The sequence below is a fragment of the Pseudomonas vranovensis genome, from assembly GCF_040438935.1.
In the GTDB taxonomy this organism is placed as follows: Bacteria; Pseudomonadota; Gammaproteobacteria; order Pseudomonadales; family Pseudomonadaceae; genus Aquipseudomonas; species Aquipseudomonas vranovensis.
The window spans coordinates 1,515,249-1,542,078 of record NZ_CP159259.1; the positions used below are offsets into that span (position 1 = coordinate 1,515,249).

A 26,830-nucleotide genomic window follows, 5' to 3' on the forward strand; every position below is an offset into this window, starting at 1 on the left:
GGTCCTGTTCTCAAGCTGCTTGCAGCTAATCGCGCGCACAGCCGCGCACTCCCAAGCGGAGCGGACGAAAGATAGCAGTTTGCGTTTATGCGCAAAAGTGATGTTTTTGCATATGAAAAGAACCATTTGGACTAAGTGAGACTGACTGGCATTTGGCTGTTTGGGCCCCGCTGGTGTTTATAATTGACGGTTTGAATGGCAGGAGCGAATCCGCATGCTCAAGGCCCTGTGCCGAAGTCTGTGCCTGAGTCTGCCGTTGGTGGCCAGTGCCCAGGGCGCGTCGGTGGTGTTCCTCAATCCGGGTTATTCCAACGAAACGTTCTGGGTCAGTTACTCGCGCTTCATGCAAGCCGCCGCCAGCGACCTGGGAATGGACCTGAGCATCCAGTACAGCGAGCGCCGGCCAGCGCTGGCGCTGACCCAGGCACGCCAGGTACTCGAAAGTGCGCAGCGCCCCGACTACCTGGTGCTGGTCAACGAGCAGTACATCGCGCCCGAAATCATCCGTCTGTCGCACGACAGCGGGGTCAAGCTGTTCCTGGTCAACAACGGCCTGACTGAAAATCAGGCAAGACTTATCCAGGAGCATCCGGACAAGTACGCGCCCGTGCTCGGGACCCTGGTTGGCAATGACGAGCAGGCGGGCTACCAGATGCTCAAGGAACTGATTGCCTTGCGCGCCCGGCCGGGCATCACGCGGCCTATCGAGATGCTGGCTTTTTCCGGCATCAAGACCACGCCGGCTGCGCAACTGCGCGAAAAGGGCATGCGCCGGGCCCTGGCCGAGCACCCCGAGGTGCGCCTGCGCCAGGTGGTGTATGGCGGCTGGGGCAAGGAGCGGGCCTTTGAGCAGGCCCAGCAACTGCTCAAGCGCTACCCGAAGATCGAACTGGTCTGGTCGGCCAATGACGAGATGGCCTTTGGCGCCATGCAGGCGTTTGCCGAGGCCGGGCGCATGCCGGGCCAGGATGTGCTGTTCAGTGCTGTCAACAGCTCCCCGCAGGCCTTGCAGGCGCGTATCGACGGGCGCTTGAGCGTGTTGATGGGCGGGCACTTTTCGCTGGGGGGCTGGGCCATGGTCCTGTTGCACGATGATGCGCACAACCTGCCCATCGACCGTGATGGTCATCGCGATCACCAGATACCGGCGCTGCAACTGATCGATCCAGTACGGGCGCGCCGCTGGCTGAACCAGCAAGGCCGGGACGACTATGGCCTGGACTTTCATCGCTTCAGCGCCGAGGGGCATTCGGCGGACTACCGCTACCCCTTTCTTGAGGCGCCGGTCAACTATTGAAAACCCCTGCTTGAGCAAAGGGCATTGCTGGACTTAACTGCTACGGGTGACATGCATTCCCATAACCACTACAAGAGGCGATGCAATGGGAAACTCGACCAAAGCGGGTAAGAGTGACAGCAGTGTCGATGCCTGGGCGATACTCTGTCTGATCATCCTGGTAGTCGTGACCGCCGTGTACTGGGTCAGCCACCAGTGACATCACGCGATGGGTAACCATGAACCGCCCGCAGAATGGACATCTGCGGGCGGATTGCATTTCAGCGGGCAGTAAGGTGCATGGCCAGTTGCACCAGCCCCACCAAGACCAGAATGAAAATCAAGGTGAACACGGTGCCCAGCGCGATGAAGTGGCTGGCCTTGCCGTGGTTGAAGTCGCGGGCGCGGTTCTTGCCGCTTTGAACGCCAAACGCCGCTGCCAGGATGCTTTGCAGCATCTGCCAGAAGGTGGGTGGCTTGCCTTGGGCTGGGTCGTCCATGAGTAAGTCCTTGGTGTAGGAGTTTTCTCAGTCTAGACCGGATCGCGGGGCAAGCCCGCTCCTACCTTGACCGGTGGGAGCGGGCTTACCCCGCGATTTCAGTTCTCGTACCCCAGATTTGGCGCCAGCCAGCGCTCACTCACGTTCAGGTCCTGGCCCTTGCGCGCGGTGTAGCTCTGCACCTGGTCCTTGTCGACCTTGCCCACGGCAAAGTACTGCGCCTGTGGGTGGGCGAAGTACCAGCCACTGACCGCCGCCGCGGGGAACATGGCGAAGTGTTCGGTAAGGAACACACCGCTGGGGCCGGTCTCGCCGATGGCGGTGCCATCGAGCAGGCGGAACAGGGTTTCTTTCTCGGTGTGGTCAGGACAGGCCGGGTAGCCCGGGGCAGGGCGGATGCCCGAGTACTGCTCCTTGATCAGTGCTTCGTTGTCCAGGTGCTCGTCCTTGGCGTAGCCCCAGTAGTCTTTACGCACCTGCTCGTGCAGCCACTCGGCACAGGCTTCGGCCAGGCGGTCGGCCAGGGCCTTGACCATGATCGAATTGTAGTCGTCGCCCTTGTCCTGATAGGCCTTGGCCACTTCTTCGGCGCCGATGCCGGCGGTGGTGATAAAGCCACCCACGTAGTCGGTGATGCCGGTTTCCTTGGGTGCGACAAAGTCGGCCAGGGAGAAGTTGGGCTTGCTGTCCGGCTTGATGGTCTGCTGGCGCAGGTGATGAAGCTGGGCCAGCGGCTGGCCGTCGGCGCCATAGACTTCGATATCGTCATGGTTGACCTGGTTGGCCGGCCAGAAGCCGAACACGGCACGGGCGCTGATCAGTTTCTCGTCGATCAGCTTGGCGAGCATCTCCTGGGCGTCTTTGAACAAGGCGGTGGCTGCCTCGCCGACCACTTCGTCGGTGAGGATGCGCGGGTACTTGCCCGCCAGGTCCCAGGAGATAAAGAACGGCGTCCAGTCGATGTACTCGGCCAATACCTTGAGGTCGATGTTCTCCAGCACCTTGACGCCGGTGAAACTCGGCACTGCCGGCTGGTAGCCGGCCCAGTCGTACTTCGGCTTGGCGGCAATCGACTGCGCGTAGCTCAGGCGCTCGGTACGGGCACTGCGGTTGGCGGTGCGTTCGCGCACGTCGATGTAGTCCAGGCGAGTCTTCTCGACAAAGCCCGGCTTGAGTTCCTTGGACAGCAGCTGCGTGGCCACACCCACCGCACGCGAGGCGTCGGTCACATACACCACCGCATCGTTGCTGTACTTGGGCTCGATTTTCACCGCGGTATGCGCCTTGGAGGTGGTCGCGCCACCGATCATCAACGGCAGGTGGAAATCCTGGCGCTGCATTTCGCGGGCAACATGGACCATCTCGTCCAGCGACGGGGTGATCAGGCCGGACAGCCCGATAATGTCGCACTTCTGCTCGCGAGCGGTCTGCAGGATCTTCTCGGCCGGCACCATCACGCCCAGGTCGACGATGTCGTAGCCGTTACAGCCCAGTACCACGCCGACAATGTTCTTGCCGATGTCGTGTACGTCACCCTTGACCGTGGCCATGAGGATCTTGCCCTTGGCTTCGGGCTTGTCGCCTTTCTCGGCTTCGATGAAGGGGATCAGGTGGGCAACGGCCTGCTTCATGACGCGTGCGGACTTCACCACCTGGGGCAGGAACATCTTGCCGGCGCCGAACAGGTCGCCGACCACGTTCATGCCGCTCATCAGCGGGCCCTCGATCACTTCGATGGGCCGCGCGCATTGCTGGCGGCATTCCTCGGTGTCTTCGACGATAAAGGCGGTAATGCCCTTGACCAGCGCGTGCTCCAGGCGTTTGTCGACCGGCAGCGAGCGCCATTCTTCGTTCTCGACTTCCTTGACCGCGCCGCCGCCCTTGTAGTCGTCGGCAATCGCCAGCAGGGCGTCGGTGCCTTCCGGGGTACGGTTGAGCACCACGTCCTCGACCCGCTCGCGCAGCGCGGGAGGGATCTCGTCGTAGATTTCCAACTGGCCAGCGTTGACGATACCCATGGTCAAGCCATTCTGGATCGCGTGGTAGAGGAACACCGAGTGGATCGCCTCGCGCACCGGGTTGTTGCCGCGGAACGAGAACGAGACGTTGGACACCCCGCCGGAGCTCAGTGCGTAGGGCAGGTGGTCGCGGATGTAGGCGCAGGCTTCGATGAAGTCCACGGCATAGTTGTTGTGCTCTTCGATGCCGGTGGCCACGGCGAAGATGTTCGGGTCGAAGATGATGTCTTCAGGCGGGAAGCCCACCTCATTGACCAGGATGTCGTAGCTGCGCTGGCAGATCTCGCGCTTGCGCGCGGCGGTGTCGGCCTGGCCGACTTCGTCGAAGGCCATCACCACCACGGCGGCGCCATAGCGCTTGCACAGTTTGGCGTGATACTTGAAGGCCTCGACGCCTTCCTTCATCGAGATCGAGTTGACGATGCCCTTGCCCTGGATGCACTTGAGGCCCGCTTCGATCACTTCCCACTTGGAGGAGTCGATCATGATCGGCACGCGCGAGATGTCGGGTTCACCGGCGATCAAATTGAGGAACTTGACCATGGCCGCCTGGGAATCGAGCATCCCTTCGTCCATGTTGATGTCGATCACCTGGGCACCGGCTTCAACTTGTTGCAGCGCCACTTCCAGGGCTTCGGTGTAGTTCTCTTCGCGGATCAGCCGGGCGAACTTGGCGGAGCCCGTGATGTTGGTGCGCTCGCCGACGTTGACGAACAGCGAGCTGCGATCGATGGTGAAGGGCTCCAGGCCCGACAGCCGGCACGCCTTGGGAATGTCCGGGATGGCGCGCGGTGGGTATTTGCCGGCCGCTTCGGCAATCGCCTGGATGTGGCCGGGGGTGGTGCCGCAGCAACCGCCGATGATGTTGAGAAAACCGCTGGCGGCGAACTCCTCGACCACCACGGCCATCTCGGCCGGGGTTTCGTCGTACTCGCCGAAGGCGTTCGGCAGGCCGGCATTGGGGTGCGCGGAGACATGGGTGCCGGCCTTGGTCGACAGCTCTTCCAGGTACGGACGCAGGTCCTTGGCGCCGAGAGCACAGTTCAGGCCCACCGAGATCGGGTTGGCGTGGCGCACCGAGTTCCAGAAAGCCTCGGTGGTCTGGCCGGACAGGGTGCGGCCGGAGGCATCGGTGATGGTGCCGGAAATCATGATTGGCAATTCGAGGCCGTCTTCCTCGAACACCTGCTGCACGGCAAAGATGGCCGCCTTGGCGTTGAGGGTGTCGAAGATGGTCTCGATCAGGATCAGGTCGGCGCCGCCCTCGATCAGGCCACGGGTGGCCTCGATGTAGTTTTCTACCAACAGATCGAAGGTGACGTTGCGAAAGCCTGGATCGTTGACATCCGGGGAGATGGAGCAGGTGCGGCTGGTCGGGCCGAGCACGCCGGCAACGAAACGGGGTTTGTCCGGCGTCTCGAGGGTCTTGGCATCGGCGACCTGACGGGCGATACGCGCGCCTTCGACGTTCAGCTCGTACACCAGCGACTCCATGCCGTAGTCGGCCTGGGAAATCTGCGTGGCGTTGAAGGTATTGGTTTCGAGGATATCGGCGCCAGCGTCAAGATAGGCCTTTTCGATGGCGGCGATGACATCCGGGCGCGAGAGCAGCAACAGGTCGTTGTTGCCTTTGACGTCGCTTGGCCAATCGGCGAAGCGCGTGCCACGATAGTCGTGTTCCTCGAGGCGGTAGCTTTGGATCATAGTACCCATGCCGCCATCGAGAATCAGAATGCGCTCTTTGAGTGCTTGCTGAAGTGCTTGGAAACGAGCGCTGCGGTCAGACATAGGACTACCTGGTCGGGCGAAAACAAAAGTTGCGGAATAATAACAAAGCTGCGCGGTTTTTAGACGTGTCGAAGGTTTACATGAATTTCATTCATGTTGGCGCGCCGCCAGCACCGGTAGAATCGTGAAGCTATCAATACCCAGGACATTCGGCACATGGTGCATCGTTTACTTGCCGGCGCTTTCGCCCTGTTCATCAGTGGCGCAGCGCTAGGGCAAGCCCCTCAATCGAGCCCGGCTATTTCATATACCCGGGATATCCAACCGATCTTCACCGAGAAATGCGTGGCCTGCCACGCCTGCAACGACGCTGCCTGCCAGCTCAACCTGGGCAGTGCCGAGGGCGCCTCGCGCGGCGCTTCGAAGGTGCCGGTGTACCAGGGTGACCGCAGCAAGGCCGTCGCCCCGACGCGGCTTTTCTACGATGCCCAAAGCACCGGGGGCTGGCAGCGCAAGGGTTTCTACTCGGTGCTCGACAACCAGGGCAGCCAGGCCGCGCTGATGGCACGGATGCTTGAGCTGGGCCACAAGACACCGCTGACGCCCAACGCCAAGGTGCCCGAAGAGATCGTCCTGGGCCTGAACCGCAACAACATGTGCCCGCAGCCGGGCGAGTTCGACGCCTACGCCGGTGCCCACCCCAAGGAGGGCATGCCACTGGCGGTCACCGGCCTTACCGATGCCGAGTACCAGACGCTGCAGCGCTGGCTTGCCGCCGGTGCCCCGGTGGAGCACGAGGCGATCCGGCCAAGCGCCACCGAGGCTGCGCAGATCGCCGACTGGGAAGCGCTGCTCAACCGCCCGGGTTCGACCGAGGCCTTGGTCGGCCGCTGGCTCTATGAGCATTTGTTCCTGGCCCACATCCATTTTGTGGGCGGTGAGCGCGGGCACTTCTTCCAGTGGGTGCGCTCGCGCACGCCCAGCGGCCAGCCGATCGACCTGATCGCCACGCGCCGGCCCAACGATCCGCCCGGCACCGACTTTTATTATCGCTTGATGCCGGTGCAAGGCGTGATCGTGCATAAAACCCACATCACCTACCCGATGGGCCCGAACAAGCTCAAGCGCGTCAAGCAACTGTTCTACAGCGGCGACTGGCATGCCAATGCACTGCCAGGCTACGGCCCGCGCCACCGCGCCAACCCCTTCGAAACCTTCGAAGCGATTCCCGCCGTGGCCCGCTATCAGTTCATGCTCGATAACGCCGAGTACTTCGTGCGCACCTTCATCCGTGGCCCGGTGTGCCGCGGCCAGATTGCTACCGACGTGATCCGCGACCACTTCTGGGCGCTGTTCCAGGAACCGGCCCATGACCGCTATGTGACCGATGCCGAATACCGCGGCCAGGCCACACCGCTGCTGGCCATGCCCGGGCAGATCGACGACGTGGGCAGCATCATCAGCCTCTGGCATGCCTACCGCGACAAGCGCAACGAATACGAGAGCCTGCGCCGCGACACCTACGCCGACCTGCCGCCGCCAAGCTGGTCGACCCTGTGGGCCGGCAACGACAATGCGCTGCTGACCATCTTCCGTCACTTCGACAGCGCCTCGGTGACCAAGGGCTTGATTGGCGATGTGCCCAAGACGATGTGGCTGTTCGACTACCCCCTGTTCGAGCGCACCTACTATCAGTTGGCCGTCAACTTCGACGTGTATGGCAACGTCTCGCACCAGGCGCAGACGCGCCTGTATTTCGACCTGATCCGCAATGGCGCCGAGGTCAACTTCCTGCGCCTGATGCCGGCCGATCAGCGGGGCGCGATCCTCAGCGACTGGTACCAGAACAGCGGCAAGGTGAAGATGTGGCTGGACTACGAGGATATCGACACCGATACCCCGACGGCCTTGAAGCTGGCAGCCAATGATCCCAAGCGCGATTTCGGTCTCAGGCTGATCCAGCGCACCGGCAGCCTCAACGCCGCCCCCGATCCGATCAACCGTTGCATGAGCGCCTATTGCTCGCGCCCGGAAATGAGCGAGGAGTTTCGTGGCGTCGAGCAGGCCCTGAGCCGCCTGGTGTCGCGCCCGGCCGCAGGGCTGAAAGTGATCGGCCAGATGCCCGAGGCGACGATGCTGCGCATCGAGGGGCAGGGCGGCCAGCGCCAGGTCTACAGCCTGATGCGCAATCGCGCCCACAGCAATGTGGCGTTCATGCTCGGCGAGGCCTATCGCTACCAGCCGGGCCTGGACAGCCTGACCCTGTACCCGGGCGTGCTCAGCAGCTACCCCAATTTCATCTTCAACATTCCGGCCAGCGACGTGCCGGAGTTTGTCGAGGACATGGAACTGGCGCGTGACGATACGGCCAAGTTCGAGCGCCTGGTCATGCGTTGGGGCGTGCGCCGCAGCCATCCGCAGTTCTGGCAGTACTTCCATGACCTGAGTACGTACATCCAGGAGACTGATCCGGTGGAAGCGGGCGTGCTCGACATGAACCGCTACGAGAACCTCTGAGCCTCGCCGCCGGGAAGGTCGGTTGACCTTTCCCGGCATCCTGCGGTCCCACCTGCAAGCGGCCCCGGTTCCGGCCGGGGCTTGGGTGGGATTTTCCAGCAGGTATCCGGATGCTGTTTTCGCTTCAAGCCTTGAGGGCGCTCGCCGCCTGGGTGGTGGTCTGTCACCACTTCATGCAGATCTTCTTCGACTTCCATGCCAGTGGCCCCATCGGCCAGTTCCTCACCGACCGGGGCGCCGTGGGGGTGGACATCTTTTTTGTCATCAGCGGGATGGTGATTTACCTGTCGACCCGCGACAAGGGCATCGCACCCCAGCGGTTTCTGCTCAACCGGGCGCTGCGTATCGTGCCGGCCTACTGGTTCTACACCGCGTTGATGGGCCTGTTGCTGCTTACGGCGCGGCAGTGGATGCCGCACCAGGCCGTCGATCTTGAGCATTTCGTGTTGTCGCTGCTGTTCATCCCGGCGGAGAACCCTGGTGGCTACGGTCAGTACCCGACGCTCAATGTCGGTTGGACCTTGAACTACGAAATGTTCTTCTACCTGTTGTTCTCGCTGGTATTTCTGGTACGCCAGCAGCACCGGGTACTGCTGGTGGCGGTGGTCTTGCTGCTGGTCAGCGAGGTGCTCACCCGGGCCGGGCTGCTCAATCATTTCTACCGCAACAACATCGTCTACGAGTTCTTGCTGGGGATCGGCATCGGCGTGCTGTATCGGCGCGGCTGGATTGTCCAGGGCCTGTGGCTGCCGCTGGCGATGCTGGCAATGGCGGCGGTGGCGATACATTTTCTCGATGCGTCGCGGCGCCTGCTGCACTGGGGCTTGCCCAGTGCCTTGATCGTACTGGCCTGCGTGTCGCTGGAGCCGTACTTCAAGGGCAACCGGTTGCTCAAGGCGCTGGGCGACAGCTCTTATTCGGTGTACCTGGTGCATGTGCTGGTGCTGTACGGTGGCTGGTTCGCCAGCCAGCGCCTGGGGATGAGCCCTTATGCGGTGTTTGCCCTGTGCGTGCCGTTGATTGCACTGCTGTCCTGGGGTAGCTACCTGCTGCTGGAAAAGCGCCTTTACCGCCAGTTGAGTGGCTGGTTCGCACCGCCTGCGGGGGCCCCCGTGCCTGTAACGCTTTCCCGACAAAATTACTAGGACTTTGTTCGGCGCCAAGGTTGGCGTAAACTGCCGGCAAGTCTGTGAGGAACTTCCATGAGCGCCATAACTATTACCGACGCCGCGCATGATTACCTGGCTGATCTGCTGTCCAAGCAGAACACCCCGGGTATTGGCATTCGCATCTTTATCACCCAACCAGGCACCACCTACGCCGAGACTTGCATTGCCTACTGCAAGCCGGGCGAAGAAAAGCCGGAAGACACCGCCGTGGGTCTTGCCAGCTTCACCGCCTACCTGGACGCCGTCAGCGTGCCGTTCCTTGAGGACGCCGTGGTCGACTACGCCACCGATCGCATGGGTGGCCAACTGACCATCAAGGCGCCGAACGCCAAGGTGCCGATGGTCAATGAAGACAGCCCGATCAACGAGCGCATCAACTATTACCTGCAAACCGAGATCAACCCGGGGCTGGCCAGCCACGGCGGTCAGGTCAGCCTGATCGAAGTGGTCGAGGATGGCATTGCCGTACTGCAGTTCGGCGGCGGTTGCCAGGGCTGCGGCCAGGCCGACGTCACCTTGAAGGAAGGCATCGAGCGGACCTTGCTCGAGCGTATCCCTGAGCTCAAGGGTGTGCGTGACGTGACTGACCACAGTCAGAAAGAGAACGCTTACTACTAAGGGCCTTCTGTTGCCTGGGTGGCCCTTCGCGGGGCAAGCCCGCTCCTACCCGTAGGAGCGGGCTTGCCCCGCGATTCCATTTCAAGGGAGGCCCACATGCAACGCATCCAGACCATCACCCCCTGCCTGTGGTTCGACCACCAGGCCGAGCAGGCCGTGCGGTTCTACATCCAGACCTTCGGCGGCTCTTCCAGAATTCTCAGCACCCGCTACTACAGCGATGTCGGCACCGAAATCCACGGGCGCCCGGCGGGTTCTGTCATGGCGATTTCCTTCGAACTCGACGGCCAGCAGTTCAGTGCGCTCAATGGCGGTCCGCATTTCAAATTCACTGAGGCCATCTCGCTTCAGGTCAACTGCCAGAGTCAGGCCGAGATCGACCACTACTGGAATACCCTCGGCGAAGAAGGTGACCCGCAGGCGCAGGTCTGTGGCTGGCTCAAGGACCGTTATGGCCTGAGCTGGCAGGTGGTACCGGTGCGATTGTTCGAGATGATCGAGGATCAGGACGCGGACAAGGCCGGGCGGGTCATGGCCGCAATGCTGCAAATGAAGAAGATGGACCTCGCGGCACTCGAGCACGCCTACGAGGGCGACTGAATCAGCGTTAGGGGCGCCATTGGCGAATTGTCGTTCTGAACACCGTGGTCGCCGTGCTGTTGAAGCGGCCGCCGGGGCGCACGGAGTAGACCCCGGCTTCGCTGTCCAGTTGCCACCAGGCGGCTGGCGCTCAGCTCGCCAATGCTGTACCTGTACCGTTTTAAGTTGCAGCACCTGCGGGCCGCCGGTTCGCTCAAGTTGCACGCGCATGACCCTGTTCAGTTCAGGCGCAGCCCTCGCGTGCACTTACCAGGTCCAGGAATGACGAAATCACCTGGCTGTTGCGCCGCTCTGCCAGGCAGTACAGGTAGGTTTCGGTGTGTACCGGATCGCCCTGTAGACGGATGGTCTTGATCCGCGCATCGGCAATGAACTCCGCCTCCGACACCGCGCCCACGCCGATCCCGCGGATCACCGCCTCGCGCAGGGCTTCGCGGCTGCCGATCTCCATCACCACCCGCGGCGTGACCTCATGCTCGACCAAGGCTTTTTCCAGGGCCAGCCGGGTAGTGGAGCCGCTTTCGCGGTGCAGCAGGGGTTGGCCCTGCAGGGCTTGCAGGGGGACTTCATCGAAGCGGGCCAGCGGGTGCTCGACATGGGCAAACAGCACCACGGGGTGGCGGGCATACAACTGCGCGCTGAAGGCCGGGTCTTCATGCAGGCCTGCCAGCACCCCCACATCGGTCACATAGTTTTCCAACTCCGCCAGCACTGTGGCCGAGTTGCCGACCTTGATCGACAAGTCGATCTGCGGGTACTGGTGGCGATAGGCATCGACCATCTCGATGACATGAAAGGGCCCCACCGCCCCGATCTTGAGCTGCCCACGATTGAGCTTGCCGGAGTCGCGCAGCAGGTTGAACGCTTCAAGTTCCAGCATGCCCAGTTGCTGGGCGATGGGCAGCAGTTGGCGACCCACTACCGTCAGCTCGATGCGCCGCCCGCGGCGATGGAACAGCTCGACGTTGTAGTCACGTTCCAGGGCCTGGATCTGCGTGGTTACCGTTGGCTGGCTCAAACCCAGGGCACGGGCGCCAGCGCTGAAGCTGCCCTGGCGGGCGACGGCGAGAAAGGTGCGCAACTTGGTGGTGGACATCCATAGCTTCCATCAATGGTTTTGCGGGAAAACGCATAGTGAATTGAAGCTGTGACTGTCACGTGACACCCCTAGTGTGGAGTGACCTTAAACAACACCTGCAGGACACTCCCCATGAACCCGTTCGCCAAACTGCTCCGATTGACCGGCTTTGCCCTGTTGCCCTTGATTGCCTGCGCCCAGGCTTCTGCGCAATCGTCGTTGAGCATCGGCCTGATTCCCTCGGAAGACTCCCAGGCCATGATCGAAAGCAGCAAGCAGGTACTGGCGGACCTGGAGCGCCAGTTGGGCATGCCGGTCAAGCCGTTCGTGGCCACCGACTACAACGGCGTGATCGAGGCGTTGCGTTCGGGCAAGCTCGACGTGGCGTACCTGGGCCCGTTCTCCTATGTGCTGGCGCACCAGGTGGCGGGTGTCGATGCCTTTGCCGTGGCGGTGACCAAGAAGACCGGCAAGAGTGCCTACCGCAGCCAGATCGTGGCGCGCAAGGACAGCGGCATCAAGCAACTGAGCGACCTCAAGGGCCATACCTTCGCTTTCGTCGACCCGAGCTCGGCGTCCGGTCATCTGTTTCCCAAGGCGGGCCTGGAAGCGGCTGGCTATGTGCCGGACAAGGTATTTTCCCGGGTGATTTTCTCCGGCTCCCACGACGCCAGCATCCTCGCCGTGGCCAACCGCAAGGTCGATGCGGCGGCCGTGGCGGATCGTATCTATGCCTCCGCCGTGGCCCAGGGGCATATCAAGCCGGACGACTTGCAGATCGTCTGGTCGTCGTCCGATATTCCCGAGTCGCCGATGGTCTGGCGCCAGGACCTGGACCCGGCCCTCAAGCAGAAAATCGCCACCGCCATGGCCAACATCAAGGACGTGCCCTGGGGCGACCAGGGCCAACTCAACGGCTTTCAGCCGACTACCGATGCCGCTTATGACGTGGTGCGCGACACCGCCAAGGTCCTCGATCTCGACCTACGGAGCATGAAATGATCCGCGTGCGCAGCCTGGCCAAGGACTACGCCGACAACGCCGTGCTCAAGGGCATCGACCTGGACATCGGCGCCGGTGAATTCGTGGTGGTGCTGGGCCAGTCCGGGGCCGGCAAGTCGACCTTGCTGCGTTGCATGAACCGCCTGGCCCAGGCCGACAGCGGCGAACTGCAGATTGCCGGTATCGACGCCATGGGTGCAGGCCAGCAACGCGAGTTGCGCCGGCAGGTGGCGATGATCTTCCAGCACCATAACGTGGTACCGCGCCTGTCGGTACTCAAGAACGTGCTCACCGGGCGCCTGGGCTCGGTGTCGACCCTGGCCTCGCTGTTGCAGCTGTTCAGCCGCAGCGACGTGGCATTGGCAATGAACTGCCTGGAACAGGTCGATCTGCAGCACAAGGCCTGCGCCCGCACCGACTCGCTGTCGGGCGGGCAGATGCAGCGGGTCGGCATCGCCCGGGCCCTGGCCCAGCGGCCCAAGGTGATCCTGGCCGACGAACCGGTGGCAAGCCTGGACCCCAAGACCGCCCGGCGGGTGATGCAATACCTGCGCGATGCTACCCGCGAGCTGGGCATTACTGTGGTCTGCAACCTGCACCAGGTGGACCTGGCCCGTGAATTCGGTGACCGCATCGTCGGCCTGGCCCATGGTCGGCTGGTGTTCGACAGCCAGCGCGAGACGCTGGACGAGGCCTGCCTGCAACGCATCTACCCACAGGCCGAGCGCCCGTCCGATGCCAACCAGGCCCCGGTAGCGGTGCCGTGTATGCAGATTGGCGGAGGGATTGCCTGATGAACCCACAACCCACGCATTACCAATGGTTGGTCAGTACCCCAGACACCCCACGCGGGTGGATCGTCACCGGCGCCTGGGTGCTGCTGGCCGTGACCTTGCTGCACTGGAGCGCCCAGGGCACGCAATTGAGTTGGAGTGAGCTGAGCAATGGCCTGCCGCAGATCGGCGACTTCCTGGCCCGCTCGATGCCGCCTGACCTGAGCATCCTGCCAAGGTTGTGGCAGCCGGCCGTCGAGACGCTGCAGATCGCCCTGTGGGGCACTCTGCTGGGGATCGTCTTCGCCATTCCGCTGGCGTTCCTGGCCGCGCGCAACCTGCAGGGCAATCGCTGGCTGTATGCCGGCACCCGGCAAACCCTGAACGTGATCCGCAGCATCAACGAGCTGATCCTGGCGCTGGTGTTCGTGTCGGCGGTGGGCCTTGGACCGTTCCCGGGCGTGCTGGCCCTGGCGCTGCACGGGGTGGGCATGCTCGGCAAGTTCTTTGCCGACAGCATCGAGGAGATCGACCAGGGACCGATCGAGGCCTTGCAGGCCACGGGCGCCCGGCCGTTGCAGGTGATCGTGTTTGGCGTGATACCACAGGTAATCACCGCCTGGATCGCCGTGGTGTTGTACCGCTTCGAGGTCAACCTGCGTTCGGCGACGGTGCTGGGCATGGTCGGGGCAGGGGGGCTGGGGTTTGAACTGGTCAGCAGCCTGAAGCTGTTCAAGTACCAGGAAACCGCCACCTGCATCATCGTCATCACCCTGATGGTGGTGGCCGCCGACCTGGTCTCCAGCCGCCTGCGCCATCGAATCCAGGGCGCCAGCCGCCACTGAGTCACCCCACTTTTTCAATCATCTCGACTGGCGAGCCAGGGTCCGACTCGGCCCGGCTTCGCCCGCGATTCAGCGTTCTGACTGGAGTCGTCGTTGTGCAAAGGGTTACTGCCATTCCTGTTATCGGTTCAGCCAATGCAAGCCTTGAATCAATCGATTTGAGCCCAGGCGACCTGGCCATGACTATGTCCCCAGCCAAAACAACAACAAAGGGAACCGCCATGCCTGCCTACTTCCATAACCCGGTGGCCACTTGCTTCGGCAGTGGCAGCCTGAGCCGCATCAGCGACCTGACTGCAGGCCAGCAGGTTGCCCTGGTGACCTTTCCGGAGGCCCGCGCCCTGGGCTTGATCGACCAGGTGCAGGCCCTGCTGGGTGAGCGCCTGTGTCATGTGGTCGAGGATGTACAACCCAACCCGGACGTGGCGCAACTGCGCACCACCTACGAGCGGTTCTGGGCCGAGGCCGGCGATTGCCAGACCGTCATCGCCCTGGGCGGCGGCAGTGCCATCGACACGGCCAAGGCGCTGATCGTCGGTACCGAATCGGGGCAGTTCGATGAGCTGCTGCACCTGCTGGCCCTCGGCCAACCGTTCACTCCTGCGCGCTGCAAGGCCTTGATCGCCGCCCCCACTACCGCCGGGACCGGCAGTGAAGTAACGCCCTGGGCAACCATCTGGGACAGCGCCGCGCAGAAGAAGTACTCGCTGCACCTGGACTGCACCTGGCCGAAGGCGGCCATCGTCGACCCCGACCTGATGCTTACCGTGCCGGCCGGGGTGACGGTATCCACCGGGCTGGATGCACTGTCCCATGCCCTTGAGGCGATCTGGAACGTCAACGCCAATCCGCTCTCCGATACCTTCGCGGTGTCGGCCATCGAAGACATCCTCGACTGCCTGCCCCAACTGCAACGCGACCTGGGCAACCGTGACCTGCGCGCACGCATGGCGCTGGCCGCACTCAAGGCCGGCATGGCGTTCTCCAACACCAAAACGGCGCTGGCGCATTCCATCTCCTATGAAATGACCCTGCGCCACGGCCTGCCCCACGGCATTGCCTGTTCCTTTTCGCTGCCGCTGGTGCTGGGCCTGGCCTGGGGCCGCGACGGCGGTCGCGACCGCACCTTGCAGCGGGTGTTCGGCCCGGACCTGGAGCAGGCCCGCACACGCTTGCGCAACTTCCTGCACAGCCTTGGGGTGAAGACCGACTTTGCCGACTACGGCGTCGGTGCCGACGAGGCCCAGGCGATGATCGCCCACGCCTTGCAAGGCGCCCGGGGCAAGAATTTCATCGGCGCCAGCGCCGCCTGAATTTCGTTTCCCAACGTAGTGGGCGCCCTGTAGGGTCGCTCTGTTTCCTGTTGCACCAACCAAGAGTGCCGTAACGCGGGCCGTGGCTCGCGCTAGCGAACAAAAAAGGAAATCATCATGAATCGTGCCGAAAGTCTGTCCGGTCTGGCTGTCCCTGCGTCACCGTTTCGCACCGCGCAATGGCGAATGTTGCTGGCGGCGATGTTCTGCTACCTGTTTTTCTACACTGGCAGGCAAACCTTCGGGTTCGCCATTCCCGGCATCCAGGCCGAATTCGGCCTGAGCAAGGAAACCCTCGGCTGGGCCTCCACTGCCATGCTCTGGGCCTATGCCATCGGCCAGGCCATCAATGGCAACCTGGCCGACAAGTTCGGCGGCCGGCGGATCATGAGCCTGGGCGCGGTGCTCTCGTGCGCGGCCAACTGGGTGACCAGTTTTGCCGGTGGCTTCATGAGCCTGATCCTGCCCTGGGGCGTGAATGGTTACTTCCAGGCCCTGGGCTGGGCGCCGGGCAGCCGACTGCTGTCGAACTGGTGGAGCGCCGGCGAGCGGGGCCGGGTGTATGGCTTCTATGTATTTGCTGCGGGCTGCGCCTCGGTGCTGTCGTATGTCACCTCGGTGGTAGTGCTGGAAGTGCTGCACCTGGAGTGGCGCTGGATCTTCCGCCTGCCAGTGCTGCTGATGCTGGCCGGTGGCATCGTCTTTTACCTGGTGGCCCGTGAGCGACCGCAGGACATGGGCTTCAAGCCGCTGGACGACACCGGCGTGGCCAACGCCGAAGACAAGAACCATGAGGTCGGCCATGAAAACGAAGAGAGCTCGGCCCAGCGCTACAAGGCTGTGCTCAAGAACGTGCGGCTGCTGATTGCGGCGGTGTCCCTGGGCTTTCAGAACGCGGCGCGCTACGGCCTGATCGTCTGGGTGCCGGTACATTTTCTCGGTGCCGACTGGAAATCGGGCCAGAGCTTCATCGATCCCAAGTGGATCACCGTGGCCTTGCCGGTAGGTATGGCAGTGGGGGCGCTGAGCAACGGCTGGGTGTCGGACAAACTGTTCGGTTCCAAGCGCTACCTGGCGATCATGCTCTATATGTTCCTGGGGGCCCTGACCAGCCTGTGGATGTGGAGCTTGCCGGCCCACAGTACCGTGGGGTTGGTGGCCTTGTTCCTCTGCGGCTTCTTTGTCTATGGCCCGGCCTCGAGCTTTTGGGCGTTGTGCCCGGACCTGGTTGGTGCCAAGCGTGCCGGGACGGCTACGGGGGTGATGAACTTCTCGTCGTACCTGTTTGCCGGTCTTGCCGAACCGCTGATCGGGCGGATGCTCGACACCACAGGCAATACCTCGCTGATCTTTATCGTCGTCACCGCCAGTTGCCTGTGCAGTGCAGTGGTGGCGCTGTTCGTGCGACGTTGATCATCTAACCTAGAACCGACTCCAGGAAGCGGAAGCTGCTCATGTACCAGTACCACAAATGGTTGCGTTCATTTCACGCGGTGGCCAGGACCGGCAGTTTTACTTTGGCCGCCGAGTACTTGAGTGTCGGCCAGCCTACTGTCAGCGAGCAGGTGAGCACCCTGGAGAAGAAGTTTTCGGTCGAGCTGTTCCACCGCCGCGGCCGCTACATCGAACTGAGCGCGGCGGGGCACAAGCTGTATGACATCACCCAGGGCCTGTTCGGTCAGGAGGACGAAGCGGTGCAGCTGCTGCAGCGCTTCGCCCAGCGCAAGCAAGGCATGCTGCGCATCGGCGCGGTGTCGCCACCGATCGCCATGAGCCTGACCTACAGCTTGATGCAGCAGTACCCGGATATCGACCTGAACACCTCGTTCACCACCGAGGCGCAGACCCTGGAGCGACTCTATGCCTTCGATATCGACGTGGCGATCCTGGCGCTGTCGACCTTCGACCAGCGCTTGAGCACCCACCTGTACCGTACGGTGCCGATTCTGGCAGTGGTGCGTGATGACCACCCGTGGGCCTCGCAGGAGCAGGTCAGCGTACGTGAGATCAGTGGCCAGCGCCTGGTGTTGCGCGAAGCGGCCTCGCGCACCCGGCAACTGGTGGAGGAAGGCTGCCAGCGTTATGGCGTGCCCCTGGACTGCGCCATGGAGCTCAACAGCCGCGAGGCCATTGTGCATGCGGTGGTGCAGGGCATCGGCATCGGCTTTGTCGCCGCCGTGGAATACGCCGACCGCCCTGGCACCAAGGCCGTGTCGTTTACCGAGGAGCCGTTTCACATCAGCTACTACCTGTGTTGCCTGGCGATACGGCGCAATCGCCCGATCATTGCCGAGCTGTTCGACACCGGCGTGCCACCGGACAGCTAAGCCCGTTCAACCCTGGCCCATCGACAACGCCTTGCCTGCAAGGTGCGGGCACTCTCATCCCTGAAAACCGGAGAATCACCATGCAATATCAAAACCCTGAACGCCTGCAAGCGGTCGTCCTGGACTGGGCGGGTACTGTGGTCGACTTCGGCTCGTTCGCGCCGACCCAGATCTTCGTCGAAGCCTTTGCCGAGTTCGGCGTGGCCGTATCGCTGGAGGAAGCCCGCGGCCCCATGGGCATGGGCAAGTGGGACCATATCCGCACCTTGTGCGATCAACCGCAGATTGCCGAGCGTTATCGCCTGGTGTTCGGGCGCAACCCCAGCGATGACGATGTCACCGCCATCTACAACCGCTTCATGCCACTGCAGATCGAGAAGATCGCCGAGCATTCGGCGTTGATTCCGGGGGCCTTGCAGGCGATTGCCCAACTGCGGGAACAAGGCCTGAAGATTGGCTCGTGCTCGGGCTATCCGAAAGTGGTAATGGAAAAAGTGGTGGAACTGGCGCAGCGCAATGGCTACGTCGCCGACCATGTGGTGGCCACCGACGAAACCCCCAATGGTCGTCCTTGGCCGGCCCAGGCCCTGGCCAACGTCATCGCCCTGGGCATCGACGATGTGGCGGCTTGCGTGAAGGTGGACGACACCTGGCCGGGCATTCTCGAAGGTCGCAAGGCGGGCATGTGGACCGTCGCACTGACCTGCTCGGGCAATGCCCTGGGGTTGACCTACGAGGCCTATAAAGCCTTGCCGCTGGACATCCTGGAGCAGGAGCGTGCCCGTATCGGCCGGATGTTCGAAGGCTCGCGCCCGCATTACCTGATCGACACCATCGCAGAGCTGCCAGCGGTGATCGAAGACATCAATACGCGGTTGGCGCGCGGGGAGATGCCGCAGGCGCAGTAACCATCAAATAGGGCGTCGCCTGGATTACGGCCGCTGTGCGGTCGATCACAGCCTCGTTCCTCGGCAGCGGCTACAGATTGCCGGTGTAGCCGCTGGCGACAGCCTGCGATCGACCGTGCAGCGGTCGTGATTCAAGACAGTTGCGCGCATTCCCACATCTGGCCCGCTATGTGCTTTGTCCCCCTGCATCGATTGCTGATCGATTGGTCAAACCTCGAACGCTTCCCCGTATAACCCGAGGCACAGCCGATCCATCAAATACGTCGGACTCCGTATTTACAGGGATCAGATGCATGACGCTTGCCCAACCACTGGACCTCACTGCCCACGGCACCGGCTGGCGCGCCGAACTGGTGCTGCGCTTCGTACGCCGTGGGCAAAAGACCTGTATTGGTGCGCGGCGACATTTTGGTCCTCTTTTGGTGCAGCGCCCGTTCTACCCCGAGGGCGCCCCGTGCCACGTTTATGTGCTGCATCCGCCCGGTGGAGTGGTCGGTGGCGACAAATTGGTGCTCGACGTGCACCTCGACGCCGGCAGCCATGCGCTGCTGACCATGCCCGGCGCCACCAAGTTCTACCGCAGCAACGGCCAGACCTCGACCCTCGACCAGCACTTTCACCTGGCCGCCGACAGCGTCCTGGAGTGGCTGCCCCAAGGCAGCATCTGCTTTCCCGGTGCGCGTGTGCGCCTCGAAAATCGCTTCAGCCTGGAGCCCGGGGCACGCCTGTTGGCCTGGGAAACCCTGTGCCTGGGGCGCCCGGTGATGAACGAGCCTTTCAGTCACGGTGCCTTGGACAGCCGCCTGCAGATCGACGTGCCCGACGACCCCGGCCTGCACGAACGCCTGCGCATCGAAGGCGGCCAGTTGCAAAAACTCGGCGGTTACCCACTGCAAGCCACCTTTTGCGCCTACCCGGCCACCGACGCCTTGCTCGAACAGACTCGCAGCCTGATCGAGCACCTTGCCGTTCCCGCCGGGGCGACCTTGCTCGGGCAATTGCTGGTGGTGCGTCTGCTGGACCACGACAACCAACGCCTGCAACTCACCCTGCAGCGGATCTGGCATGCCTTGCGACCCGAAGTGGTCGGTCTGGCGCCATGCCCGCCGCGTATCTGGGCCACTTGAGAGAACGCCATGGAGCTGACCCCGCGAGAGAAAGACAAACTACTGCTGTTCACCGCCGCCTTGCTCGCCGAGCGTCGGTTGGCCCGCGGCCTGAAGCTGAACTACCCGGAGGCGGTGGCGCTGATCAGTGCCACGGTGATGGAGGGGGCCCGTGATGGGCGCACCGTCGCCGAACTGATGAACCTGGGCCGCGAAGTGCTCAGCCGCGACCAGGTCATGCAGGGCGTGAGTGAAATGATCCCCGACGTCCAGGTCGAGGCGACCTTCCCTGACGGCACCAAGCTTGTGACCGTGCATGACCCGATTGTCTAGGAGCGCAGGATGATTCCCGGAGAAGTACAGGTCGCCGACGGCGACATCGAATTGAACGTGGGCTACACGCGGGTCAGCGTCACCGTGGCCAATCACGGCGACCGCCCGGTGCAGGTCGGCTCGCACTACCACTTCTATGAGGTCAATGACTGCCTGGTGTTCGAGCGCGAGGTCAGCCTGGGCTGTCGTCTGGATATCGCGGCCGGCACTGCCGTGCGCTTCGAGCCTGGCCAGGCGCGTACCGTGACCCTGGTGCCGTACGCAGGCAAGCGTGAGGTCTACGGTTTTCAAGGCAAGGTGATGGGCAAGCTGGAGGTGCAGGGATGAGCCGGATTTCCCGACGCGCCTACGCCGATATGTTCGGCCCCACCGTGGGCGACCGTGTACGCCTGGCCGACACCGAACTGTGGGTGGAGGTGGAGAAGGACTTCACGATCTATGGCGAAGAGGTCAAGTTCGGCGGCGGCAAGGTGATCCGCGACGGCATGGGCCAGGGCCAGATGCTCGCCACCGTGGCGATGGACCTGGTGCTGACCAACGCCCTGATCATCGACCACTGGGGCATCGTCAAGGCCGACATCGGCATCAAGAATGGCCGCATCGTCGGGGTCGGCAAAGCCGGCAACCCCGATGTGCAGCCCGGTGTGACCCTGCCCATTGGTCCCGGCACCGAGGTGATTGCCGCCGAAGGCAAGATCGTCACCGCCGGCGGCATCGACTCGCACATCCACTTCATTTGCCCGCAGCAGGTGGAAGAGGCGCTGACCTCCGGCATCACCACCTTCATCGGCGGCGGCACCGGGCCGGCCACCGGCACCAACGCCACCACCTGCACTTCCGGGCCCTGGTACCTGGCGCGCATGCTCCAGGCCGCCGACGAGCTGCCGATCAATATCGGCCTGCTCGGCAAGGGCAACGCCTCGCAGCCCGAGGCGCTGCGCGAGCAGGTCCGCGCCGGCGCCGTGGGCCTGAAGCTGCATGAGGACTGGGGCTCGACCCCGGCGGCCATCGACTGTTGCCTGGCCGTGGCCGAAGAGCTGGACGTGCAGGTGGCCATCCATACCGATACGCTCAACGAGTCCGGCTGTGTCGAGGACACCCTGGCGGCCATCGGCGACCGCACCATTCACACCTTCCATACCGAAGGTGCCGGTGGCGGCCATGCGCCCGACATCATCCGCGCCGCCGCATTTGCCAACGTGCTGCCATCGTCCACCAACCCGACCTTGCCCTACACCATCAACACCGTGGATGAGCACCTGGACATGCTCATGGTCTGCCACCACCTGGACCCGAGCATCGCCGAGGACGTGGCGTTCGCCGAGTCGCGCATACGCCGCGAGACCATTGCCGCCGAAGACATCCTTCACGATATCGGCGCTTTCTCCATGACCTCGTCCGACTCCCAGGCCATGGGCCGGGTCGGCGAGGTGGTGCTGCGCACCTGGCAGGTCGCCGACCAGATGAAGCGCCGCCGCGGGCCACTGGCACCCGACAGCGGTTACAGCGACAACTTCCGGGTCAAGCGCTTCATTGCCAAGTACACCATCAACCCGGCCCTGACCCACGGCATTGCCCACGAAGTGGGCTCGGTGGAGGCCGGCAAGCTGGCCGACCTGGTGCTTTGGGCTCCGGCGTTCTTCGGGGTCAAGCCGGCTCTGGTGATCAAGGGCGGCATGATTGCCATGGCGCCCATGGGCGATATCAACGGCTCGATCCCGACCCCGCAGCCGGTGCACTACCGGCCGATGTTCGGTGCCCTGGGCGCTGCGCGCAATGCCACGCGCATGACCTTCCTGTCGCAGTCGGCGGTGGCGCGCGGCGTTCATCATGAACTGGGCCTGCGCAGCCTGATCGGCGTGGCCCGCGGCTGTCGCACGGTGCGCAAGGGCGACATGGTCCACAACGCTTTGCTGCCCGTGATCGAGGTGGATTCGCAAACCTACGAGGTGCGCGCCAACGGTGAGCTGCTGGTGTGCGAGCCGGCCACCGTTGTGCCGATGGCGCAACGTTATTTTCTGTTTTGAAGGAGCGAGCATGATTCTTTTGACCCGTCGGGTCACAGACGCCGAACACGTCAGTGGCACCGTCACCTTGAGCCTGGATACCCGCATCAAGAGCCGTGTGCGCGTCACCCTGGACGATGGCCGTGAAGCCGGGCTGATGCTCGAACGTGGCCAACTGCTGCGCGGCGGCGAGTTGCTGGCGGCGGAGCAGGGCGCAGAGGTGATCCGCGTGCTGGCCGCCGCCGAGCAGGTGTCCACGGTGCGCTGCGCCGATCCGTTGCTGCTGGCGCGGGCCAGCTATCACCTGGGCAACCGCCATGTGCCGCTGCAGATCGAAGCCGGCTTTGTGCGCTACCAGCACGACCATGTGCTGGACGAAATGGTCCGTGGCCTGGGCCTGCAGGTCAGCGTGGAGCAGGCGCCGTTCGAACCCGAAGCCGGTGCCTACCAGAGCGCGCCGCACAGCCATGCGCATACCGACCATCCCTTTGTGCGCGTCGCTCACCACTGATTTCTTATAAGGAGATACCCCGATGAAAACGTCCCTGGCACTTGCCTTGCTGCTGGTCGCGGTCCCTGCGTTTGCCCATCCGGGCCACGACGCCAACCCTTTACAGGACGGCTTGCTGCACCCGCTCACCGGCCTTGATCACCTGTTGATGCTGCTGGGCACCGGCGTACTGGCAGCTCTGACCGGCCGTACCCTGGCACTGCCTTTGCTGACATTGACAGCGATGTTTGGCGGCGCCTTGCTGGGCCATCTGTTCGGTGGCGTGATCGGTATGGAACAGATGATCATCGGTTCGCTGCTGGTGGCTGCCGCCGCGTTGTTGCTGCCCCGCCGCCAAGTGTTGCTGGCCCTGGCCATGCCGCTGTTCGCCCTGTTCCATGGCTGGGCCCATGGCGTTGAGGCCAGCCCCGGTGCGTTCTGGTTGTTCAGCGCAGGTTTTGTGACCGTCAGCGGCCTGCTGTTGCTGGCAGGTTTTGCCGGCGGTTGCCTGCTGCGCCGTCATGACAGGCTGCAAAAAGCCTTCGGAGGCGGCCTGTTGGCCGGCGCCGCACTGGTACTGGCCGGCTGATGAGCACTGAGCTGAAGCTGCTGCGCTTGCTGCAGCTGGCCAGCCCCAACCTGCCGGTGGGGGGGTTCACGTATTCGCAAGGGCTGGAGTGGGCGGTGGAAGCGGGCTGGGTTCAGGGCGCCGAAGGCTTTCGCCAGTGGCAACGGCAACAGCTGGACGACACCCTGGGCTGCATCGACTGGCCCTTGCTGGTGCGCCTGTACCAGGCCTGTCGCGACGACGATGCGCAGGCGTTCGCGCGCTGGAGCCAGTTCCTGCTGGCCAACCGTGAAACCGCCGAGCTGCGCCTGGAAGAGCGCCAGCGTGGCATGGCCCTGGCACGGCTGCTCGATGGCTGGCAGTTGTGCCAGGCGCCCGCGTGGCGGTCGAGCCTGGCCCTGAGCCAGTTGGGGGGCATGGCCTGGCTGGGGGCGCACTGGAAAATCCCGTTGCGCGACCTGGCCCTGGGGCTTGGCTTCACCTGGCTTGAAGGGGCCGTGATGGCCGGCGTCAAGCTGGTGCCCTTCGGGCAGCAAGCGGCCCAGAGCCTGCTGCGTGATCTGTGCGCCGAGCTGCCTTTGGTGCTGGAACACGCCCTTGAGTTAGCCGATGACCAGCTCGGCGGTGGCCTGCCACTGCTGGCAATTGCCTCGGCGCGTCACGAAACCCAATACACCCGATTGTTCCGATCCTGAGGAAAGCCCCATGCAAAGCTACCAGCAACCCCTGCGCGTCGGTGTCGGCGGCCCGGTTGGGTCCGGCAAGACCGCACTGCTCGAAGCCCTGTGCAAAGCCATGCGCGACCACTACGAAATCGCCGTGGTGACCAATGACATCTACACCAAGGAAGACCAGCGCATCCTCACCGAAGCGGGCGCCCTGGCCCCGGAGCGCATCGTCGGGGTGGAAACCGGTGGCTGCCCGCACACGGCCATTCGCGAGGATGCCTCGATGAACCTGGCGGCGGTGGAGGAGCTGGCACGCAAATTCGGTAACCTCGAAGTGATCTTTGTCGAAAGTGGCGGCGATAACCTGAGTGCCACCTTCAGCCCGGAGCTGGCCGACCTGACGGTCTATGTCATCGATGTGGCCGAAGGCGAGAAGATCCCGCGCAAGGGCGGGCCGGGCATCACCAAGTCGGATTTCCTGGTGATCAACAAGATCGATCTTGCGCCCTACGTCGGCGCTTCCCTCGAGGTGATGGAAAAGGACACCCAGCGCATGCGCCCCGAACGGCCCTGGGCCTTCACCAACCTCAAGACCGGGCAGGGCCTGCAGCGGGTCATCGACTTTATTGTCGAGCGCGGAATGCTCAAGGCTACCGGGGTTTGAGCCGTGCCGGGCCGCCAGTGCGGCCCCTTTTTTGTCGGCTCAATAGTCCAGCCATTCCAGTGGGCCGATCAGTTGCTTGCCCAAGATGCGCATGAGCACGAAGGTGAGCACTTCAATGTTGTTGTCGAAAGAGCCGTGGGTCGAGGGTATCTGCTGGCCGTCACGGGTGTTCCTTACCCGGGGCGATTGCCAGATACGCAAGCGGTCAGGCTTGGTCGGCCAGTTCGCCAGCCACTGCTGAACAGCGGGCAGAGTGCTGGCATCCCATTGGTCCTTGTCGTTGGCAAAACGCTTGTCCAGGGCGCGTGCCATGCCCAGCAGGGGTTGCTTGCGCACATCCTCCAGGGCGCGCGACACCAGGTACAGCAGCGACTTGCCATACGCGGCAAACTCCGGCGTCGGCAGGCCATCATCCTTTTCATTGCTGTCGCTCAGCACATCCAGCCAGAGTTGGTCCAGGCTCAACACGCCATTGGCATGGGCCTTGAGGTAGTGCTCAAGGGCAAAGCCGGTGGAGCAGGCGGCGGCGAACAGTTCGCAGCTCTGCACTTTAAGCGGTTGGGGCGTGTTTCTGCCTAGCAGGTCGAGGAGATGGCCGAGCAAGATCGACCCGGCCGAATGACCCACCAGGTGCAGCTCCAGTTTTGCACCCCGGGCCTGCAGGTCAGCTGCCAGCGCCTGCAAGGCCCGGCCCACCAGATCCAGGCCATGGCCAGGCTGGCTGCTGTCACGGGCGTTGCTGCGCATCTGCGACCAGATCCCGGTGCCCAGCACATGGGCCAGGGCTTCGATGGCTCGGTCCTTGGCCTCAGAAACCATATCCTCCACGCCACTTGCACGCTCATCGGTGCCGAACAGTTTGCGCAGCCAGTCCTCGGCCATGTCGGCCAGTGTTTCGCCCGGGCCGGTCTTCCAGGTCATGAACAGCGGGTAGATACCGTTGGCCAGAAAATACGGCGCCAATACTCGAATGCGCTGGATCGACTCGTCTTCGTTGTTCAGCCCGCCATGGACATACAGCACCACGCGCAGCAGCTTTTTCTGCGGTTGTGTCTGCAGCCAGGCCAGCGGTCGTTCATGCACCACTTCCTTGACCAGCCCGGCGCGATCCAGCGGGCCACGGGTGAAATCGGTGGGTACTATTTCACCGTCATTGCCGGTCACCAGGGTGAGCTCATAGGCCCGCGGCGTGCTGACCGGCTGATAGCGAGGTTCGTTGAACGGGTGATCGAACGGCCAAGGGTCGTCGACCGGATTGCCCGGCACCCGCGCCGAGCGGTCAAGGCCGGTCAGCGAACGCCCGGAGCCAATGCGAAAAGCCGAGGACACCTGATCGCGTAACCCCGACTTGCCGGGTTTGCCAATGCCGGGTACCAATAGCTGTTGCGGCACACCCAGTGCGCAGGCCCAGGCATCGGTGCCATGGATCACCCAGTCTTCATAGGGCAACACGGCAAAACCTGAGCGCCCCCAACGGGTGCCCCACGAGTTCTGTATCACAAAGCCCCGGTGGTCATAGCCAACAATTGCAAAGGCGTGGCCTCCCAGTGAGCCGGGCGATTGCGCAGGAGGGATGACCGGCAGGCTGTCGAGGTTCTTCGGCACAGAGGTGGCGCGCGCGTGCATGAGGGTTTCCCAGCCGTCATGCACGCTCGCCGAGACGTACACCGCACCAATGTTCAAAATCGCTGCCTGCAGGTCGACCACGGCATTGCTGTTGATGCGGTAGTACACGCCCAGTGGCCGCCTGGCGGCATCGGTGTCCCAGCGCGGTCGCGGCCGGATGAACCCCTGGGTCGAAAATGGCCAGAGCGTTTCACTGCACACCCCATGCTTGTGCCAGCCCTTGAGCGCGCCCCGGCAACTTGAACCCTGGTAGTCGTCGCCCGGCCACTCGTCGTAACGACGGGCCAACTCATAGAGCATGCGCGGGCTGACCGATTCGAAGCTGCCTGTGTTGCCCAGTTCAAGGTGCTGGAGCCAGAGCAGGTAGTTGACCACGCAGGCCAGTCCGAACCCGGTACAGGCACCTTCGTTGCCTTGATCCAGCACCAGGCCTTGGGCCACATAGCTTTTCAGGTACATCGCAAGGTCAGTCTGCGGCGGCCAGCACGGCGGCAAGGAACGCAGCGGAGGGGCGTAAGGCAGGTCGCGAAAATCCAGGCGGTCAGGGCGGGCGTCGAACACGCGGCCGGGAATCGGGGTGCGGGTGACCGCAGGGTTGGCAGGTGGGGATTTGATGGCGCCGGCGTTGGCTTTGCTCATGGTTGCTTCTCCTTGGAGAAACCCTGTTGGCTGGCAGGGGCCTTGAGCGAGCCCCTGC

24 protein-coding genes are annotated in these 26,830 nt (G+C 63.3%); 20 read left to right on the forward strand and 4 right to left on the reverse strand.

Annotated features, from left to right (window positions below; translation table 11 throughout):
- Positions 1-214: 214 nt before the first annotated feature.
- Positions 215-1,297 (forward strand): ABC transporter substrate-binding protein, encoded by a 1,083-nt coding sequence (locus tag ABVN19_RS07120; RefSeq protein ID WP_028941944.1) that lies wholly within the window; start codon positions 215-217, stop codon positions 1,295-1,297.
- Between the two features lie 260 nt (positions 1,298-1,557).
- Here ABVN19_RS07120 and ABVN19_RS07125 read toward each other — a convergent pair whose 3' ends face one another.
- Positions 1,558-1,776, reverse strand: coding sequence for a DUF2970 domain-containing protein (locus ABVN19_RS07125; protein WP_028941945.1), 219 nt, complete (start codon positions 1,774-1,776; stop codon positions 1,558-1,560).
- A 98-nt stretch (positions 1,777-1,874) separates the two neighbouring features.
- Positions 1,875-5,582 carry a methionine synthase gene (gene metH, locus ABVN19_RS07130; RefSeq protein WP_105642599.1) on the reverse strand — a complete coding sequence of 1,236 codons (3,708 nt, stop codon included), beginning with the start codon at positions 5,580-5,582 and terminating at the stop codon, positions 1,875-1,877.
- Positions 5,583-5,738: 156 nt separating this feature from the next.
- On the opposite strand from metH, the gene ABVN19_RS07135 reads away from it, so the two are divergent.
- From ABVN19_RS07135 to ABVN19_RS07150, 4 genes are all read left to right on the forward strand, one after another.
- Positions 5,739-8,039, forward strand: a complete 2,301-nt coding sequence (locus ABVN19_RS07135) for a fatty acid cis/trans isomerase (RefSeq protein ID WP_105642598.1) — start codon at positions 5,739-5,741, stop codon at positions 8,037-8,039.
- Between the two features lie 110 nt (positions 8,040-8,149).
- Positions 8,150-9,184 (forward strand): acyltransferase, encoded by a 1,035-nt coding sequence (locus ABVN19_RS07140; RefSeq protein WP_105642597.1) that lies wholly within the window; start codon positions 8,150-8,152, stop codon positions 9,182-9,184.
- A 57-nt stretch (positions 9,185-9,241) separates the two neighbouring features.
- On the forward strand, positions 9,242-9,826 hold the full coding sequence (gene nfuA, locus ABVN19_RS07145; RefSeq protein WP_028941949.1) for a Fe-S biogenesis protein NfuA: 585 nt from the start codon (positions 9,242-9,244) through the stop codon (positions 9,824-9,826).
- A 96-nt stretch (positions 9,827-9,922) separates the two neighbouring features.
- Entirely contained in the window at positions 9,923-10,426 is a 504-nt protein-coding gene (locus tag ABVN19_RS07150) for a VOC family protein (RefSeq protein ID WP_028941950.1), read from the forward strand.
- 223 nt (positions 10,427-10,649) lie between these two features.
- Here ABVN19_RS07150 and ABVN19_RS07155 read toward each other — a convergent pair whose 3' ends face one another.
- Positions 10,650-11,522, reverse strand: a complete 873-nt coding sequence (locus tag ABVN19_RS07155; protein WP_105642596.1) for a LysR substrate-binding domain-containing protein — start codon at positions 11,520-11,522, stop codon at positions 10,650-10,652.
- A 114-nt stretch (positions 11,523-11,636) separates the two neighbouring features.
- On the opposite strand from ABVN19_RS07155, the gene phnD reads away from it, so the two are divergent.
- The 15 genes from phnD to ureG all read left to right on the forward strand — a co-directional run bounded on the left by phnD (position 11,637) and on the right by ureG (position 24,507).
- Positions 11,637-12,506 carry a phosphonate ABC transporter substrate-binding protein gene (gene phnD, locus ABVN19_RS07160; RefSeq protein ID WP_028941952.1) on the forward strand — a complete coding sequence of 290 codons (870 nt, stop codon included), beginning with the start codon at positions 11,637-11,639 and terminating at the stop codon, positions 12,504-12,506.
- Positions 12,503-13,300, forward strand: a complete 798-nt coding sequence (phnC, locus tag ABVN19_RS07165) for a phosphonate ABC transporter ATP-binding protein (RefSeq protein WP_028941953.1) — start codon at positions 12,503-12,505, stop codon at positions 13,298-13,300. The genes phnD and phnC overlap by 4 nt, the downstream gene beginning before the upstream one ends.
- Positions 13,300-14,124: a phosphonate ABC transporter, permease protein PhnE gene (gene phnE / locus ABVN19_RS07170; RefSeq protein WP_028941954.1), complete on the forward strand. Its 825-nt coding sequence runs from the start codon at positions 13,300-13,302 to the stop codon at positions 14,122-14,124. Before phnC ends, phnE begins: the two co-directional genes overlap by 1 nt.
- A 221-nt stretch (positions 14,125-14,345) precedes the next feature.
- Positions 14,346-15,437 (forward strand): iron-containing alcohol dehydrogenase PsrA, encoded by a 1,092-nt coding sequence (psrA, locus tag ABVN19_RS07175; protein WP_028941955.1) that lies wholly within the window; start codon positions 14,346-14,348, stop codon positions 15,435-15,437.
- A gap of 117 nt (positions 15,438-15,554) precedes the next feature.
- Positions 15,555-16,850: an MFS transporter gene (locus tag ABVN19_RS07180; RefSeq protein WP_028941956.1), complete on the forward strand. Its 1,296-nt coding sequence runs from the start codon at positions 15,555-15,557 to the stop codon at positions 16,848-16,850.
- A 41-nt stretch (positions 16,851-16,891) separates the two neighbouring features.
- Entirely contained in the window at positions 16,892-17,764 is an 873-nt protein-coding gene (locus ABVN19_RS07185) for a LysR substrate-binding domain-containing protein (RefSeq protein WP_028941957.1), read from the forward strand.
- Positions 17,765-17,844: 80 nt separating this feature from the next.
- The gene (phnX, locus tag ABVN19_RS07190; protein ID WP_105642595.1) at positions 17,845-18,672 is read left to right on the forward strand and encodes a phosphonoacetaldehyde hydrolase; all 828 of its coding nucleotides are present in this window, start codon (positions 17,845-17,847) and stop codon (positions 18,670-18,672) included.
- A 293-nt stretch (positions 18,673-18,965) separates the two neighbouring features.
- A complete protein-coding gene (locus tag ABVN19_RS07195) occupies positions 18,966-19,799 on the forward strand; it encodes an urease accessory protein UreD (RefSeq protein ID WP_028941959.1) in 834 nt (277 codons plus the stop codon).
- Between the two features lie 9 nt (positions 19,800-19,808).
- A complete protein-coding gene (locus ABVN19_RS07200; protein ID WP_028941960.1) occupies positions 19,809-20,111 on the forward strand; it encodes an urease subunit gamma in 303 nt (100 codons plus the stop codon).
- Between the two features lie 9 nt (positions 20,112-20,120).
- Positions 20,121-20,438, forward strand: a complete 318-nt coding sequence (locus ABVN19_RS07205; protein WP_028941961.1) for an urease subunit beta — start codon at positions 20,121-20,123, stop codon at positions 20,436-20,438.
- Positions 20,435-22,138 (forward strand): urease subunit alpha, encoded by a 1,704-nt coding sequence (gene ureC / locus ABVN19_RS07210; RefSeq protein ID WP_028941962.1) that lies wholly within the window; start codon positions 20,435-20,437, stop codon positions 22,136-22,138. Before ABVN19_RS07205 ends, ureC begins: the two co-directional genes overlap by 4 nt.
- 10 nt (positions 22,139-22,148) lie before the next feature.
- Positions 22,149-22,628, forward strand: coding sequence for an urease accessory protein UreE (ureE, locus tag ABVN19_RS07215; protein WP_105642594.1), 480 nt, complete (start codon positions 22,149-22,151; stop codon positions 22,626-22,628).
- Positions 22,629-22,650: 22 nt separating this feature from the next.
- Positions 22,651-23,196: a HupE/UreJ family protein gene (locus tag ABVN19_RS07220; RefSeq protein WP_028941964.1), complete on the forward strand. Its 546-nt coding sequence runs from the start codon at positions 22,651-22,653 to the stop codon at positions 23,194-23,196.
- Positions 23,196-23,870 (forward strand): urease accessory protein UreF, encoded by a 675-nt coding sequence (locus ABVN19_RS07225; protein ID WP_105642593.1) that lies wholly within the window; start codon positions 23,196-23,198, stop codon positions 23,868-23,870. The genes ABVN19_RS07220 and ABVN19_RS07225 overlap by 1 nt, the downstream gene beginning before the upstream one ends.
- Positions 23,871-23,880: 10 nt before the next feature.
- Positions 23,881-24,507, forward strand: coding sequence for an urease accessory protein UreG (ureG, locus tag ABVN19_RS07230; protein WP_028941966.1), 627 nt, complete (start codon positions 23,881-23,883; stop codon positions 24,505-24,507).
- A 39-nt stretch (positions 24,508-24,546) separates the two neighbouring features.
- Here the strand turns inward: ureG and ABVN19_RS07235 are convergent, their stop codons facing one another.
- Positions 24,547-26,772, reverse strand: a complete 2,226-nt coding sequence (locus ABVN19_RS07235; protein WP_051270402.1) for a C1 family peptidase — start codon at positions 26,770-26,772, stop codon at positions 24,547-24,549.
- Positions 26,773-26,830: the final 58 nt, after the last annotated feature.

Excerpts from the sequence above, each read along its gene's own strand:
- ABVN19_RS07120 (WP_028941944.1), top strand. The coding sequence starts at position 215 with ATGCTCAAGGCCCTGTGCCGAAGTCTGTGCCTGAGTCTGCCGTTGGTG.
- ABVN19_RS07125 (WP_028941945.1), bottom strand. The coding sequence starts at position 1,776 with ATGGACGACCCAGCCCAAGGCAAGCCACCCACCTTCTGGCAGATGCTG.
- metH (WP_105642599.1), bottom strand. The coding sequence starts at position 5,582 with ATGTCTGACCGCAGCGCTCGTTTCCAAGCACTTCAGCAAGCACTCAAA.
- ABVN19_RS07135 (WP_105642598.1), top strand. The coding sequence starts at position 5,739 with ATGGTGCATCGTTTACTTGCCGGCGCTTTCGCCCTGTTCATCAGTGGC.
- ABVN19_RS07140 (WP_105642597.1), top strand. The coding sequence starts at position 8,150 with ATGCTGTTTTCGCTTCAAGCCTTGAGGGCGCTCGCCGCCTGGGTGGTG.
- nfuA (WP_028941949.1), top strand. The coding sequence starts at position 9,242 with ATGAGCGCCATAACTATTACCGACGCCGCGCATGATTACCTGGCTGAT.
- ABVN19_RS07150 (WP_028941950.1), top strand. The coding sequence starts at position 9,923 with ATGCAACGCATCCAGACCATCACCCCCTGCCTGTGGTTCGACCACCAG.
- ABVN19_RS07155 (WP_105642596.1), bottom strand. The coding sequence starts at position 11,522 with ATGTCCACCACCAAGTTGCGCACCTTTCTCGCCGTCGCCCGCCAGGGC.
- phnD (WP_028941952.1), top strand. The coding sequence starts at position 11,637 with ATGAACCCGTTCGCCAAACTGCTCCGATTGACCGGCTTTGCCCTGTTG.
- phnC (WP_028941953.1), top strand. The coding sequence starts at position 12,503 with ATGATCCGCGTGCGCAGCCTGGCCAAGGACTACGCCGACAACGCCGTG.
- phnE (WP_028941954.1), top strand. The coding sequence starts at position 13,300 with ATGAACCCACAACCCACGCATTACCAATGGTTGGTCAGTACCCCAGAC.
- psrA (WP_028941955.1), top strand. The coding sequence starts at position 14,346 with ATGCCTGCCTACTTCCATAACCCGGTGGCCACTTGCTTCGGCAGTGGC.
- ABVN19_RS07180 (WP_028941956.1), top strand. The coding sequence starts at position 15,555 with ATGAATCGTGCCGAAAGTCTGTCCGGTCTGGCTGTCCCTGCGTCACCG.
- ABVN19_RS07185 (WP_028941957.1), top strand. The coding sequence starts at position 16,892 with ATGTACCAGTACCACAAATGGTTGCGTTCATTTCACGCGGTGGCCAGG.
- phnX (WP_105642595.1), top strand. The coding sequence starts at position 17,845 with ATGCAATATCAAAACCCTGAACGCCTGCAAGCGGTCGTCCTGGACTGG.
- ABVN19_RS07195 (WP_028941959.1), top strand. The coding sequence starts at position 18,966 with ATGACGCTTGCCCAACCACTGGACCTCACTGCCCACGGCACCGGCTGG.
- ABVN19_RS07200 (WP_028941960.1), top strand. The coding sequence starts at position 19,809 with ATGGAGCTGACCCCGCGAGAGAAAGACAAACTACTGCTGTTCACCGCC.
- ABVN19_RS07205 (WP_028941961.1), top strand. The coding sequence starts at position 20,121 with ATGATTCCCGGAGAAGTACAGGTCGCCGACGGCGACATCGAATTGAAC.
- ureC (WP_028941962.1), top strand. The coding sequence starts at position 20,435 with ATGAGCCGGATTTCCCGACGCGCCTACGCCGATATGTTCGGCCCCACC.
- ureE (WP_105642594.1), top strand. The coding sequence starts at position 22,149 with ATGATTCTTTTGACCCGTCGGGTCACAGACGCCGAACACGTCAGTGGC.
- ABVN19_RS07220 (WP_028941964.1), top strand. The coding sequence starts at position 22,651 with ATGAAAACGTCCCTGGCACTTGCCTTGCTGCTGGTCGCGGTCCCTGCG.
- ABVN19_RS07225 (WP_105642593.1), top strand. The coding sequence starts at position 23,196 with ATGAGCACTGAGCTGAAGCTGCTGCGCTTGCTGCAGCTGGCCAGCCCC.
- ureG (WP_028941966.1), top strand. The coding sequence starts at position 23,881 with ATGCAAAGCTACCAGCAACCCCTGCGCGTCGGTGTCGGCGGCCCGGTT.
- ABVN19_RS07235 (WP_051270402.1), bottom strand. The coding sequence starts at position 26,772 with ATGAGCAAAGCCAACGCCGGCGCCATCAAATCCCCACCTGCCAACCCT.